General features: G+C 48.1%; 11 protein-coding genes. 6 read left to right on the top strand and 5 right to left on the bottom strand.

Annotated features, from left to right (window positions below; genetic code table 11):
• Nucleotides 1-110: 110 nt before the first annotated feature.
• Complete coding sequence (gene eno / locus N2K84_RS08585; protein WP_428221984.1) at nucleotides 111-1412, top strand: phosphopyruvate hydratase; 1302 nt, start codon at nucleotides 111-113, stop codon at nucleotides 1410-1412.
• A 109-nt stretch (nucleotides 1413-1521) separates the two neighbouring features.
• On the opposite strand, the gene N2K84_RS08580 is transcribed toward eno, so the two are convergent.
• The 3 genes from N2K84_RS08580 to N2K84_RS08570 form a co-directional block, all read right to left on the bottom strand.
• Nucleotides 1522-3810 (bottom strand): TonB-dependent receptor domain-containing protein, encoded by a 2289-nt coding sequence (locus tag N2K84_RS08580; RefSeq protein ID WP_282591384.1) that lies wholly within the window; start codon nucleotides 3808-3810, stop codon nucleotides 1522-1524.
• A gap of 591 nt (nucleotides 3811-4401) precedes the next feature.
• A complete protein-coding gene (locus N2K84_RS08575; protein ID WP_282591383.1) occupies nucleotides 4402-5157 on the bottom strand; it encodes a class I SAM-dependent methyltransferase in 756 nt (251 codons plus the stop codon).
• A gap of 58 nt (nucleotides 5158-5215) precedes the next feature.
• Nucleotides 5216-5686 carry a low molecular weight protein-tyrosine-phosphatase gene (locus N2K84_RS08570; protein WP_282591382.1) on the bottom strand — a complete coding sequence of 157 codons (471 nt, stop codon included), beginning with the start codon at nucleotides 5684-5686 and terminating at the stop codon, nucleotides 5216-5218.
• A 143-nt stretch (nucleotides 5687-5829) separates the two neighbouring features.
• Between N2K84_RS08570 and N2K84_RS08565 the strand changes: the two genes are divergently transcribed.
• Nucleotides 5830-7167 carry an MATE family efflux transporter gene (locus N2K84_RS08565; protein ID WP_282591381.1) on the top strand — a complete coding sequence of 446 codons (1338 nt, stop codon included), beginning with the start codon at nucleotides 5830-5832 and terminating at the stop codon, nucleotides 7165-7167.
• A 124-nt stretch (nucleotides 7168-7291) separates the two neighbouring features.
• Here the strand turns inward: N2K84_RS08565 and N2K84_RS08560 are convergent, their stop codons facing one another.
• Nucleotides 7292-7534 (bottom strand): hypothetical protein, encoded by a 243-nt coding sequence (locus tag N2K84_RS08560; protein WP_282591475.1) that lies wholly within the window; start codon nucleotides 7532-7534, stop codon nucleotides 7292-7294.
• Between N2K84_RS08560 and N2K84_RS08555 the strand changes: the two genes are divergently transcribed.
• From N2K84_RS08555 to N2K84_RS08540, 4 genes are all read left to right on the top strand, one after another.
• Nucleotides 7458-9749 carry a sodium-translocating pyrophosphatase gene (locus N2K84_RS08555; RefSeq protein WP_282591380.1) on the top strand — a complete coding sequence of 764 codons (2292 nt, stop codon included), beginning with the start codon at nucleotides 7458-7460 and terminating at the stop codon, nucleotides 9747-9749. The genes N2K84_RS08560 and N2K84_RS08555 overlap by 77 nt on opposite strands.
• A gap of 74 nt (nucleotides 9750-9823) precedes the next feature.
• A complete protein-coding gene (locus N2K84_RS08550; protein WP_282591379.1) occupies nucleotides 9824-10225 on the top strand; it encodes a PaaI family thioesterase in 402 nt (133 codons plus the stop codon).
• A 109-nt stretch (nucleotides 10226-10334) separates the two neighbouring features.
• The gene (locus tag N2K84_RS08545) at nucleotides 10335-11855 is read left to right on the top strand and encodes a TolB family protein (RefSeq protein ID WP_282591378.1); all 1521 of its coding nucleotides are present in this window, start codon (nucleotides 10335-10337) and stop codon (nucleotides 11853-11855) included.
• Between the two features lie 163 nt (nucleotides 11856-12018).
• Complete coding sequence (locus tag N2K84_RS08540; RefSeq protein WP_282591377.1) at nucleotides 12019-13032, top strand: dihydroorotate dehydrogenase-like protein; 1014 nt, start codon at nucleotides 12019-12021, stop codon at nucleotides 13030-13032.
• 268 nt (nucleotides 13033-13300) lie between these two features.
• Here the strand turns inward: N2K84_RS08540 and N2K84_RS08535 are convergent, their stop codons facing one another.
• Nucleotides 13301-14944 carry a glycoside hydrolase family 9 protein gene (locus N2K84_RS08535; RefSeq protein ID WP_282591376.1) on the bottom strand — a complete coding sequence of 548 codons (1644 nt, stop codon included), beginning with the start codon at nucleotides 14942-14944 and terminating at the stop codon, nucleotides 13301-13303.
• Between the last annotated feature and the right edge of the window lie 70 nt (nucleotides 14945-15014).

The following is a 15014-nucleotide window of genomic DNA, read 5'->3' as shown; positions in this document are numbered from 1 at the left end:
AAACCGGCTAAAATCCTGCGGATTTATTATCTTTGTTGCGGCTTTTCTGAAAGCTATTATCAATCAGAATTTTTAGGTAATATATTAAGTTTAATTCAAAACCATAAATCATGTTAATTCGTAACGTAGTTGGTAGAGAAATTCTTGACTCACGTGGTAACCCCACAGTAGAAGTTGAAATTACACTGGAGTGTGGCGCAATTGGTTTGGCCGCTGTTCCATCCGGTGCTTCAACAGGTGAAAACGAAGCGCTTGAATTGCGTGACGGCGACAAAGGTCGTTACCTGGGTAAAGGTGTTTTGAAAGCCGTTGAAAACGTAAACACAGTAATTGCCAAAGAAATCATTGGCATGGACGCTTCTGAGCAGGTAGCCCTCGATAAAAAATTGCTTGCTCTTGACGGAACAAAAACCAAATCAAAATTGGGTGCCAACGCTATGTTGGGTGTTTCTTTGGCTGTTGCCAAAGCTGCTGCAAATGCACTGGGTTTGCCATTGTACCGCTACATCGGTGGCACAAACGCCAAAACGTTGCCTGTTCCAATGATGAATATCATCAACGGTGGTTCTCACTCTGATGCTCCTATCGCTTTCCAGGAATTCATGATTCGCCCAATCGGCGCTCCTTCGTTCCGCGAAGGTCTGCGTATGGGTGCTGAGGTTTTCCACAGCTTGAAAAAAGTGTTGCACAAACGTGGTTTGAGCACTGCTGTGGGTGATGAAGGTGGTTTTGCCCCTGCTCTGGATGGAACCGAAGATGCATTGAACTCAATCATCGAAGCCATCAAAAACGCCGGTTACAAACCAGGTCGTAAAGAAGATGGCGGCGATGTGTCGATCGCATTGGACTGCGCTGCTTCTGAATTCTACGAAGACGGAATTTACGATTATACCAAATTTGAAGGCGCTAACGGTGCCAAACGTACCCGCGAAGAACAAGTTGCTTACCTGGCTGAATTGGTTGAAAAGTTCCCGATTGACTCCATCGAAGATGGTTGCCACGAAGGTGACTGGGATGGCTGGGTAAAACTGAACGCCGCGATTGGCGACAAGTGCCAGTTGGTTGGCGACGACTTGTTCGTAACCAACGTAGAATACCTGAAAAAAGGTATCGAACTGGGTGCTGCCAACTCAATCCTGATCAAAGTGAACCAAATCGGTACGCTGACCGAAACGTTGGATGCTATCGAAATGGCCCACCGTGCCGGTTATACTTCAGTAACGTCACATCGTTCGGGTGAAACTGAAGATTCAACGATTGCCGACATCGCTGTTGCTACCAACTCTGGTCAGATCAAAACAGGCTCATTGAGCCGCTCTGACAGGATGGCTAAATACAACCAATTGCTCCGCATCGAAGAGCAACTGGGCGAAGCTGCCATCTACGGTTACAAAAAAGTATATAAGAAGTAATTCTGAATACCCGATATACGAAAGCCGCTCTCCGAAAGGGAAGCGGCTTTTTATTTAGATGCATCTGCAAAGGAATATCCGTTAGTTCTTTCCGTCCTGCATCTGATCATCATGGAAAGTTGAAAGCCAGACTGAAATAAAAGCTTCGTCCCGGTGAATAAAGCGGTCGGGTTGAGCCGTTGATATTTCGGCTCAGGTGTTCGTAATATGCTTCATTTAGCAGGTTGTTTATTCCTGTTCGGAAACTGAGGTCTGGAGTAATTCGATAGCTTGTTTTCAAATCAATAACCTGAAAGGTCGGTGTTTTATTTTCACCGTAGCTGGCTGCAATGCGGTCTTGCTTGAAGGAATGACGGAAACTGATTTCAGCCTGTAATTTTTGCTGAATAAAGGACCCCATCAATCGGTAGCGGAACTCCATCGGCGGAATTTCGGGCAAGGCTTCATCTGTAACCCGGTTCTTGCCATAGGTATAAGCCAGTTCTGTAATCTGTTGAAAGTGGGTTCCGAACATTTGCGTCCAGCTAAATTCAAAACCGGTATGGACCGCTTTGTCAATATTGACAAACTGGCGGACTCCCGGTGCAGTCGCCATCCGTGGCTGCAAATCGCTGCGTATTTCAGATGAAATGTAATGTTGAAGCAAGGACGCATAAACGGTGATATTGATATCCGTTTTTTCCTTTTTGTAGCTGAAAACAATATCGGCCTGGTTGTTGGTTTCCGCTTTTAAGTCGGGGTTGCCCACCAATTCATACGGATCGAGCCCGATGGGGAAGAAGTTGATGTACCGCTCGGCCAGTCCGGGGCTGCGTTGGGCACTTCCCAGCCAAAGTCCAACCGAAGCGGATTGGCTAAGCATATAAGTGCCACCTGCACTGAATGATGGGTTAATCAGATCTGAAGCCAGATCACCGTAAAGGTTCTTGAAGTTTGTGTCCGGATTTTGTGCCTCGGCATGATTCAATTCCAATCTTCCCGAGAATACGAGATGGTAGTTTGACTGCTGGTAGTGATATTCGGCAAACAAACCATTTTTTCGCACCAAGGCATCTTGCCAAACATGGTCGGTTAGCGTTTGTCCGGTCATAGGCCCCATCAACATCGTCCGGTCACGATTGCCTTCGGCATTTTCTATCCGCATATCAGTTCCGGCATACAGCCAGCCCAAATTGAAATCGAAGCGCAATTCGGTGCGCCCGCCCGCGTTGTAGGTTTTTGCGGCGGTATTGGCATCGACCATGCGCGGGGTCATTACCTTGTCCAGGTTATCCATCAGGTGGTCAACCAGGGTGGTGTATAAATGTGTATGCCAGGAGGTAAGTTTGCGTTTATGAAATTGTGCAGCATGGGCCAGGTTAAAAAGCCAGGTGTTGTCTTTGCGCAAATCCATGGCCAATGACGGGAAATCGACATTGCTGGCGTAATTATTGGCCACCATTACACTCAGGTTTTGCGAACCGCTGAGTTTCACTCCCAATTTACCACCCACATTCCTCCGGTTAAAGTTGGCCGGAATGTCGATGCCGTCGCCATCGGTGTAGTCAGTTCCGGTCGAATAGGACCCGAAGAGTTTCAGATCGGTCACTTTTGATGAGAAGCCGGCCACGCCTTCAGCCCGGTAAATATTTCCGTTGGTTTCGTAGCTGCTGCTTATCCGGCCGGATAGATGGGGCTGATCAGAGAACCACAGATCAGCGCTTTTAAAGTTGACGGTGCCGCCAAAGGCACTTCCGTAGCGCAGGCTGTGCGGGCCTTTCAGTACTTCTGCCCGGACAATCATGTTTAGCGGTACCTGGCTCGATGCCGGGTCCATCCGGTTGGGGCAGCCAGCCGTGGCTCCCTGAACGCCATCGATTACCAGGTTGATTTGGTCGTATTTAAAACCGCGCAGAACCGGATCGAAGCCATAGGCGCCGCTTTTTCGGATTCCTGAAATGCTGCTGAATTGCTCAAGTAGCTGGCCCGCATCGTGTGCCAATTGATCTTCCACCCGGAAATACATACTTTCCTGTTCGCCTGCACTGGCGTGAAGCTGCAAAAAGGTTACCGGTTGCAGCAGATGTGATTTGGCGGTTAATTCAAGAAGGCCTGTTTTTTTTGCCTGTTTTATTTGTGCGGCGGTAAATGTCTGTTTGCCGTACTGCACGTGTGAAATAATCAGCGTGGAACTTTCGGTAAGGCCTATCCGGATGAAGCCTGACTCGTCTGATATACCTTTTGTATTACCACACTCGAAGGTGGCGCCGCTGACGGGTTCGCGACTTGTCTGGTCGGTAAGCCGAAGGCGCGTTTGCTGGTCCTGGGCGAAGGCCGTCAGGCTTGTTGTCAGTATCAGAAGTGAGCAGATGAAAAATCGGTATTTCTTTCTCCCAACCGACAGAATTATTCTATTCATGATATCATGCTTAATCGTTTGTAATGTTCTTTAGGCTGAATAGCGCTAAAGAATTAATTGAAAAAGATGGTTAAGCAAGTTATATCTGAGGCGGATGGAAGATTTTTACTGGATTTGAAATGCAGATCTTATCGAAGTATGCAAAAGAAGACACTGATATGAATTGATAAGGAGGTATAATATGCTGAATGTGGCCGGTTAAATAATGGATCTCATTCTTTTTGTTTTCTGTTTGTGGTAAATCCTCTTTCTGTTCTTGTTGCTTTTCCAATTCCATCTTTAACCGGCAGCACCCTTTACAGGTCGATTCCGGATCCTCCCGGTTGATGCACAGGTATTTGGCGATATAATCCTGGTTTAATTTGAATGAAACATAAACAGCGGTACTGGCAAATAAATGCCAGTTGATAGCAGCAATAAGCAAAAATGCAAGTATTTGTTTCATCAGAGTAGGCAAACCGGCGTTTTTTGTTCCCGGCGAAAAGAAAGACAAAATGAATAGGGAGATTGTTCATGCATGACCCTATTATCATGGACCCGGAAGGCAGTCTGAAGAGTGAAATAGAAAGAGAAAGCGCCGGTATTTGCCCGCTAATATTCTCCCGTTACCACCAACGGAAGGTGGTCGCCACCGGCAGGGGCTTTGGCAAAGTTGGCGTAAAAGTGGAGGTTGGAAAAGCCGGCCAGGATCAACAGTTTCTCCAGTTCGTTTTTTCTGACGGGCAGCAGCAGGGTGCTGTTTTCCAGGGTTTCGCCGGTTTCTTTCAGGGTTAGCCGGGTTTTAAATTCAACTTTGTGATTGCCTTTTGGCAGAACATATTCGCGAACAAAGCGGATGTGCTCGTTGTCAATCAGTGGTAATTCGGTAAGTTGCCGGTCGAGGATATAATCGTAATTGAGCAGTTGCAGGAGCAACTTGCCTCCAGGTTTTAATACCGTCGCAGCCTGTTTAAAAAAGTCTTTCACCTGGGTGATGTTGTCGAGGTGGACGATAGTATTGCCGAAACAGATTACCGCATCGAAATAATGCTCCGGAAGTGTTTTGGCCAACTGAAGCATGTTCATCTTGCGGAAACTGAGCGAAGGTGAAGGAAAAAGAGAAGCTGCCCGGCTGATCATGTCGCTGTTCAGATCGATGCCAATGCCCAGTGCTCCCAGTTGGCATAATTCGTTGGCCAACTGGCCGGTGGAGCAGCCTGCATCCAGAAAATAAAGTTCTTCCAGTGAGTCGAATTCAGATAACACGAATTCGACTTGTTGCTTGTTCAGCGGGAAAATATGTTCGTAGTAATTGGCTATCGAACTGTAAAAACGCTCCTGATCCATCTCCTCACTCCCCTTTTTCATAAAAACAGTTCCTGCCAATGGAAAGTTTCAAGCCCTGTTCTGTTTAAAAACAAGCTGCTTATCCCTTAACTTCATTCAATAAACCTTCGCAGGCATCCTCCAGAATGTCCAGCACCAGTTCAAAACCGTCCGATCCACCATAGTACGGGTCAGGTACCGAATGGTATCCGCCGGATGAACAGAAGTCGGTCATTTTGAAAATCTTGTCCAGCTCGTCTGTGCTTGAAGCCAGGTCCTGCAAATCATTCACCAAGTCATCATCCATGCCGATGATATAATCGAAACGGTCAAAGTCGGTTCCCGGGTCGAATTTCCGCGCGATAGAAGTCAGGCGGTAGCCGCGTCTCATGGCATGGCTTTGCATACGTTTGTCGGCAGGTTCGCCGACATGGTATCCGGCAGTGCCGGCCGAATCGCATTCAATTAAATGTTCAAGACCTTCCATTTTCACCATCCCGTTAAAGACCGCCTCTGCACTCGGAGAACGGCATATATTGCCAAGGCAAACAAATAACACTCTTTTTTTCATATACAAATTGATTTGCGGCAAAATTAGCGGAATACTGACAGTGTGAAAAAGGAATCGGAAAACTTAACCCAACATTAACTTACAACCGGTGATTTTGAAATTCTGCAAATTTTGAAGAGCTTTGACATCTTTTATTCAGAAATATGAAAGACTTTACGGAGGGAAGGGAAGCACAGCTGATTTTGCGATTTTCGATTCCGTTGGTTATCGGCAACATTTTCCAGAACCTGTACAATATTGTTGACAGCATTATTGTGGGCAACTACCTGGGCAAAGAAGCGCTGGGGGCCGTGGGTGCTTCGTTCCCCATTATTTTTACGCTGATTTCGTTGGTGATCGGGGTGGGGTCGGGCGCTTCGACTGTCGTGTCACAATATTTTGGCGCCAAACAAATGGAACAGGTTCGCCGCACCATCGACACAATTTTTATCTTCTTTCTGGTCTCTTCAATTTTTGTAACCGCTATTGGCATCGGTTTTAGCAGGCACATCTTTATGCTGCTGCAGCTTCCCGAAGAAATTTTACCCCAAGCGGTTAGCTATCTGAACATCTACCTGCTGGGCATGTTCTTCTTTTTTGGTTTTGCCGGGATTACCTCAATTCTGCGTGGGATGGGCGATTCGAAAACGCCACTTTATTTTATGATCGTGTCCACGATCAACAATGTGTTTTTTGATTTGCTTTTTGTCGTGGTTTTCAAGTGGGGAATTGAAGGGGTGGCGCTGGCGACGGTGATTTCGCAAGCCGGGGCATTTTTTACGGCCACCTGGTACCTCAATAAAAAACACCCGGTTATCAAGTTGCGTTTTCGCAGGTATATTTTCGATCGTGAAATTTTCAAAAGTTGTGTCCGGATCGGGCTCCCCACCGGTTTTCAGCAATCGTTTGTGGCTTTTGGTATGATGGCCATTATGGGCATCGTGAACACGTTTGGCACTAACGCCGTGGCCGCATACACTGCGGCGATGCGCGTGGACTCGTTTGCCAAGATGCCGGCCATTACATTCAGTTCGGCGTTGTCAACTTTTGTGGGACAAAACCTGGGGGCTTTTCGGGAGGACCGTGCCATGAAAGGCCTGAAGATTACTTTGCTTTTTTCGCTGGGGTATTCGTTGTTTGTGTCCATTCTCATCATCCTGTTCGGCAAATACCTCATTCAGCTTTTTACACCCGATCCGGGCGTTATTGCCATCGGGCAGGATTACCTGGTAATCGTTTCGTCGTTTTATCTGCTGCTGTCGGTGATGTTCACCTTTACCGGTTTTTTGCGCGGCGCCGGCGCCACTTTTGTGCCCATGCTCACTACGCTTACGTCACTTTATCTGTTCCGCATCCCCATGGCCTATTTCCTTTCGGGCGAAATTGGCGTGAACGGCATTTGGTGGGCCGAACCAGCTGGTTGGCTGGCTGGCATGACCATCCTGATTGTTTATTATTTTTCGGGAAAATGGAGGGGAAAGGGTGTCGTGAAAGGAGCTTGACCCCGCCGGAACAACTTTTCTGTAAAAGGGCCTTCGGCTATTTGTGTGGTTTGCGCTAATTGTCAGAACGATAGGTATTGGTTTAGAATAATTACAAATTAATTATGAAAGAGTTGAAATGCGTTCAATTTAAGCCGCTTCTTTTATCTTTGTTAACGATCAGATTTTGAACCGGCCTGCCATAGAACATTGCGGTTTTATGCTGGTCAACATCATTTATCGTTATTTTAATGGCCTGTAAAAAAAACGAAAACTCTAACCGCAACTTGGTTGCATAAAATAATAAACTTATGAATGCGATATTCTGGATAGTTCCTTTTTGCTCATTATTGGCATTGGTTTTCGCATGGTTCTTCTTTAAGTCCATGATGAAAAATTCGGAAGGTACCCCACGTATGATGGAAATTGCCCAATACGTGCGCGAAGGGGCCATGGCTTACCTTTACCGACAGTATAAAGTTGTTGGGATTGTATTCCTTATCATCATGCTGATTTTATTGTTGTTGGCTTATTTGGGTGTTCAAAACCCGTTTGTTCCCGTGGCTTTTCTTACCGGTGGATTTTTCTCCGGGCTTTGCGGCTTTTTGGGTATGAAAACGGCTACTTATGCTTCGGCCCGTACGGCTCATGGTGCTTCTCAATCGCTTAACCAGGGGTTGAAAGTGGCTTTTCGCAGTGGCGCCGTGATGGGATTGGTGGTGGTTGGCTTTGGTTTGCTCGACATTGCTGCTTGGTATTTGTTCCTTACCCAGGTTATTTTCACTCCCGAAAACATGGTGAGCGGACTGCACTTTGCCGGTCTCGAATTTGTTCATCCCAACACAAACGAACACCAGAAGCTGGTTGAAATTACCACTACCATGCTGACCTTCGGGATGGGTGCTTCCACACAAGCCTTGTTTGCCCGTGTAGGTGGCGGCATTTATACCAAAGCAGCCGACGTGGGCGCCGACCTGGTGGGAAAAGTTGAAGCCGGTATTCCCGAAGATGACCCGCGCAACCCGGCAACCATTGCCGACAATGTGGGCGACAACGTTGGGGATGTGGCCGGGATGGGCGCCGACCTGTACGAATCGTATTGCGGTTCTATATTGGCAACTGCCGCTCTGGGGGCGGCCCTTCCGGCTGTAGCGCTTCAGGCCTCGGGCATGGAAACTGAAATGGCCGTTATTGCCCCGATGATTGTGGCGGCTATTGGGATCATCTTTTCGATCATGGGCATTTTCATGGTTCGCACAAAAGAATCAGCTACCCAGAAAAACCTGCTGAACGCTTTGCTGCTGGGAACCGGCGGATCTTCGCTTCTGATTTTATTGGCGATGCTCGGCATGGCTGCTATGGGATGGATTACCTACGGCGTGTTTGGTTCGGTGGTGATCGGTTTGGCGGCCGGTGTTATTATCGGACAGGCTACTGAGTATTATACATCGGATGAATACGGGCCGACTAAAGGGATTGCCAAACAAGCGCAACAAGGTCCGGCAACGACCATCATCGACGGGATTGCCGTTGGGATGTACTCAACCTGGATTCCGGTGGTAACTATCGTGTTGGGTATTATCGGCTCCTTCTGGTCGGCAGGCGGCATGCAACATTTTGCGATGGGCGTTTACGGGATTGGCTTTGCCGCTGTGGGCATGCTTTCTACACTGGGAATCACCCTCGCGACCGACGCTTTCGGCCCTATTGCTGACAACGCAGGTGGAAACGCCGAAATGGCCGAACTGCCGAAAGAAGTCCGCGAACGTACCGATGCGCTGGATATGCTTGGAAACACCACGGCTGCAACCGGGAAAGGTTTTGCCATTGGCTCGGCTGCGTTGACGGCTATGGCATTGATCTCGGCTTACATGGAAGAAATTCGCTTGTGGTTTGGAAAGATTGCCGGTCCTGAAGGTTTTGTTACAAAAGGCGAATTTGTCTTTTATACCAGCATAAAACCAGCAGTTGCAGAAGGTATTGAGGCCATCCAGATTTCGGCTGCTTCGGTGAAAGATTTCTCCGCTGCTTATGATATTACACTGTTTAATCCTTTTTTCCTGGGTGGTATTTTTATCGGTTCCATGATGGCCTTTGTTTTCTGTGCCATGACCATGAAAGCGGTGGGTCGGGCGGCCGGTGCAATGGTTGACGAGGTTCGTCGTCAGTTCCGCGAAATTAAAGGGATTCTCGAAGGTACCGGCACACCGGAATACGCCAAATGTGTTGAAATTTCAACCAAAGGGGCCCAGCGCGAAATGCTGTTGCCTTCGCTGATCGCCATTATCGTACCTGTGGTAGTTGGCGCTATTTTGGGCGTTGCTGGTGTAGTAGGCTTGTTGGCAGGTGGCTTGACTTCCGGTTTTACCTTGGCGGTGATGCTGAACAATGCCGGTGGCGCTTGGGACAATGCTAAAAAGTTTGTCGAAAAAGGAAATTATGGCGGTAAAGGTGGCGAAACCCACAAAGCCAGTGTGGTGGGCGACACTGTTGGCGATCCGTTCAAGGATACTTCGGGTCCATCGTTGAACATCCTCATCAAACTGATGACCATGGTGTCAGTGGTTATGGCCGGTTTAACCGTGACATTAAGCCTGATGTAAAAAGAAATTAATGCATGATTTGGGAAAACCTGTGAGCTGCCGTTCGCAGGTTTTTCTTCTTAATAAAAAGACAAATGACCGAAAATTTGAAGAATTATTTTAAAAACGATCGTTATGCGGCCCTAACCGGGGTTGAAATCATGGAAGCCGGTCCTGGTTTTTGCAAAGCAAAACTTGGCATTGAAGAAAAGCACCTGAATGCTGCAAACGTGGTGCAGGGCGGCGCTATTTTTACACTGGCCGACCTGGCTTTTGCTGTGGCATCAAACAGCCGAGGGCAGCTGGCGCTGGCGGTGAATGTAAATATTTCATTTTTGAAAGGAAAGTCAAACGGTACCTTGTATGCCACCGCCACTGAGCTGGCCGATCCTAAACGAATCGGCGCTTATGATGTGCTTGTGACTGACGAGGCAGACGAGGTGATTGCCCGGTTCAATGGCTTGGTTTACCGGAAAAATGACCGCCATTCTTTTTGATAATAAACGGTAAAAGCGCTTGAAGTAGACAGCGATAGAGCTCGGGTTTTGTAAAGGATTTATTACCTTTAATCGTTATAATACGATTCATAAACCTAAACAACTTCCTATGAAACCAGCGGCTTTACTTCTGTTTTGTATGCTTTCTTCTCCTGCGTTTTCCCAGCAGCCTGCCGATATTTTTCGGTTTAACCGGGATATTGGTTCCCCAAAACTGGCAGGGTCATCCGCTTACGATGAAGTTTCACAAACGTACACGTTGTCCGGCTCAGGCTACAACATTTGGTTTGAGCGCGACGAGTTTCACTATTTGTTCAACGAATTGAAGGGCGATTTCATCCTAACTGCAAACTTTTCGTTTGTGGGCGAAGGTGTTGATCCGCACCGAAAAGTTGGTTGGATGGTGAGGGCTTCGGATGATGAGCAGGATGTACATTGCTCGGCAGTTTTACATGGCGACGGGCTTACGTTGATGCAGTGCCGCCCTCTGCGTGGTGCTTTTATGCGCGATCCGCAGGATCAGATTTTTGCACCTAAACCCAATTATCAGATCATACAACTGGAGCGCTCCGGAAAAGCGCTTATCATGCGTGCTGCTCATCCGGGAGAGCCACTCCTGTTGATTGGTAAAAAGGAAATGGAGAACCTGCCCAATGAAGTGCTGGCCGGTATTTTCATCAGCTCGCACAACCCGGAAGTTGTGGAACAGGCCAGGATTTGGAACGTACGCATCGACCGTCCGGTTGCCGACGGCTATGACCCGAATACGGAAGGCTGGCTGGGCTGCCGTCTCGAAACGATGAATGTGTTTAATGGTGTACGTAGGGTGATTTATGAAACGGAAGATCGTTTTGAAGCGCCAAACTGGATGCCCGACGGAAAGAAATTGTTGTTTAATATGGATGGCTTGCTATATAAAATTCCGGTGGAAGGCGGTGACCTGGAATTGCTGAATACCGGTTTTGCCAACCGAAACAATAACGACCACGGCATTTCCTTCAACGGAAAACTGCTGGCCATCAGTCATCACCGCGAAGGAATGCCCGGTGGAGGTTCAACCGTGTATGTGCTGCCGCTGGAAGGAGGAGAGCCTCAGTTGGTTACGAAAGAAACTCCTTCCTATTGGCATGGTTGGGCACCCAACAACAAAGAGGTGGTTTACGTGGCACAGCGCGAAGGCAGCCCTGTTTACAACATTTACAGGAAATCCATTGACGGTGGTGCCGAAGTGGCCTTGACCGACAACAAACCCGGAGAGCATGTGGATGGCTGCGAATATTCGCCCGACGGACGCTGCATTTACTACAACGGGAGCCAGACAGGTGCCATGCAGTTGTGGCGCATGAAACCCGATGGAAGCGGAAAAGAACAACTGACTTTTGACGAATATAACGATTGGTTTCCACACATTTCGCCCGATGGAAAATGGATTGCTTTTATTTCGTTTCCACCCGATATCGAATTCAATTCGCACCCTTCCTATAAACGGGTGATGCTGCGCCTGATGCCAACAGCCGGAGGCGCACCCAGAGTGATTGGTTATTTGTACGGCGGACAGGGAACGATCAACGTTCCATCCTGGTCGCCCGATAGCAAACAGATTGCTTTTGTCAGTAATTCGGGCAAGTAAGATTTCAACCGGTGTGGATATTATTCCGGTTATGAAAGTAGTCATTCTCGGGATTATGCTTGCCAATATTTTCCAAGCTGGCCGATTTTTCTTTTTCAACCTTGAACAAAAGCTTGTTAAATTAAGTTTTACTAGCAGAAAATAACCCAAAAAAATCAATATTATGGCAGATCTATCCACCAACTACATGGGGTTAAAGCTGAAAAACCCGATTATCCTGGGAGCCAGTAACCTTGTCAGTAAGCCCGAAATTATCGAAGAACTGGAAGAAGCCGGTATCGCCGCCATCGTTTACAAGTCGCTGTTCGAAGAGCAGATCCAGCTCGAATCCATCCAGATGGAAGAAGAGCTGCACGAATACGAAGAGCGCAATGCCGAAATGACGAGGCTTTTCCCGAATATGGAACATGCTGGTCCGAAGGAACACCTGTTCAACCTGAAGACCTTGAAGAACAACGTAAGAGTTCCGGTAATCGCCAGTTTAAATGCCATCTACGAACCTACTTGGGTGGATTATGCCCGCGAACTGGAACAAACCGGCGTTGATGCACTGGAAATAAACTTGTATGCCACGCCGGGCTATTTTGAGGTGGAAGGTGAAAAGGTGGAATACAAGCAGGTGCAAATTGTTGAAAGCGTAAAAAAGGCTGTGAAAATTCCGGTAAGCGTGAAGTTGAGCCCGTTTTACACCAACACGCTGAATTTCATTAAAAAACTGGATGAGGTCGGGGCCGATGGCTATGTGCTTTTCAACCGTTTTTTTCAGCCGGATATTGATATTCAGGACGAAATTTTCTTTTATCCGTGGGAATTAACCCGTGAAAAAGATTATCAGCTTGCCCTTCGTTATGCGGGTTTGCTGTATGGTAATATGGATGCCAGCATTTGCGGTACACGAGGTATTTCCGGAGCCGAGGATATTGTTAAAATGTTGCTCGCCGGAGTGGATACCGTACAGGTGGTTTCGGCCATTTACCGCAAACAGCCTGCTTGCGTAACTACCATGCTGAATGATTTGACTACTTGGATGAATGACAAAGGATACAAATCGTTGGCCGATTTCCGCGGCAAATTATCGCGCAAAAACATGAAGGACCCGTTCACCTATCAACGGGCCCAGTATGTTGATATCCTGATGAAAGCGGAAGAAGTATTTAAAAAATACCCGATGGTGTAAACAGTTTTAAGGAAAAAGTCAAGTCATAAGTCAAAAGGGAAAAAATCAAAAGAAATTGGCAGATGTTGATTGTTGAATGCCCCGAGGTTCGTACCACGGGGCATTTTTTATGGCTATTGTTTGCGTTTCGTTGTCACCTTGGAAAGCTTCGTGAACCTCTTTTACGAGAATTTCTTGTCTGAAAACTTTTTCCCGGAGGATCGTTTTCAATATCAGACTGTTTCCAGTCTTTTACCTTTTAACTTTTGCCTTGATATTTGTTGCTGATTTATTCATCTGCCAGAAAGCCGGCCAGGGCATACACCAGCGCCCCCTGCCAGTTGATCGCGATTTCGTTGGTGGCATAATCTTCTTCCAGATCGTTCCAGCCGGTTGCCGAGTGGCCGCCGCCTACCAGGTAGCCGGGCCAGGGATCAGTAAGCTCGTCGGCGCCCGAACGCCGGTCATGCGGGTGCATGGCGGGTGAAATGCCCAGGCCGGTTACGAAAGAGCGGTTGTAGTAATTTCGGCCAAGCAGATGGGAAATGGCATCGAGCGCGGTTTGACGATATGCCGGGTTTGGCGAAAGGCGGTTAGCCACCTGTAAGTTGATCGCCTGCCGGGCAACGGTGCCGTTGCAGCCCCAGTAATAGCGACCACCCAGTGGGCGCCCGTACACATCCTGACGTCCTTTCTCGGTAATCTCGTTGGCAACAGTTACTATGTTTTGTGTGATTTTTTCGGACACTTCGGGCGTTTTGCCTTCTTTTTCCGAAAGCGCGTAAGTAAACATGGCCAGGTTGGAAACGTCGGCCCAATCCCAGTCTTCATCAACTTGACAGTCCATGGCAGCAGCGCGTTCCTCAAAATCGGTCAGGTATTTGCTTTCGTCGGTAGTTTCCCATAACTCGGCTGCTGCCCACAGGCGGTCGTCCTCGTCGGGCGACTGGTAGCCCCCGGTTTTGAAATCGCCCTGCTCAAACCGCTTGTATTCGGGGTTCTTTTGCAAAAAATCGTAACTCAGCAAGGCCGCATCCAGGCATTTTTGAGCGTAGTCGGCATCATAAGGCTGAAAGTAACGCGCTGCCTGGGCCATCATGCCCGTAAAGCTGGCTGTTGCAGCCGAACTCCATTCCGTAAAATACCGTCTGGCCGTGTCCGCATCGGCGGCGATGAAGGGCGCAAAGTTCAACCGGGTAAGTTTATGCGACACGCGTCCCGAACCATCCGGGTATTGCATCGAAAACAGCCAGTCGGTTTCCCATTTCAGCTCTTTCAGGTAATCCGGGAACCCGGGAGCGGTTTCGGGTAGGTTTAGCGGAAACTGTTCCAGTTGAGGCTGAAATTGGTCCCAGGCCAGGAACAGCATGCCCAAAGTGATCCCGGCATTGACGGTGTATTTCCCGTAGTCGCCGGCATCGTGCCAGCCTCCGGTGCCATCGCGCCACTGACCGGGATTTCCGGTGAAATCGTCATAGCCATCGTGCAGATGGCACGGGCCATGCGAAAAAATCTGGCCGTTGTGTTCGCCTTCCACAGCCGTTCCGCAGCGCCACAGGTAAAAAGCCCGCATGCTGGTATAAAAGGCATCGTGGTAAACGGTTGGCGAAATTTCAACGGAGACAGAGCGGCTTCCATCCTGGGTCTCCAGATAATATTTCCCTTCTTCCGTGAAGCTGGAAAAATCGGCCAGACACACGTGCTGATCAACATCCTGCTGAAGAACGGGGACGGTAGTTTCGCCTTTGAAAACAACGGCATGGTCGTCTTCGCGTTTCAATACGAAAGATTTTACTTCGCCAACAATCGAGGCTGTTTTTTTCGCGGAAGGAAGAAAGCCAATTGAGTTGAGATGGATCGTGATTCCGGTCTTTTTCTCTGGCTGGCAAGCTGTGACCACCAAAAAAGTCAGAACAATCAATAGGTTTTTCATGTTAGTTTAGTTTTGGGTTTAATGTATGTTCGCTTTACCCGGCAGCCTGTATAGATTCTTCCGATCAGGA

It is taken from the genome of Gaoshiqia sediminis (assembly GCF_025907915.1).
Taxonomy (GTDB): Bacteria; Bacteroidota; Bacteroidia; order Bacteroidales; family Prolixibacteraceae; genus Gaoshiqia; species Gaoshiqia sediminis.
The sequence above is the reverse complement of the archived record's forward strand: the minus strand, read 5'-3'. Positions and strand labels throughout refer to the sequence as shown.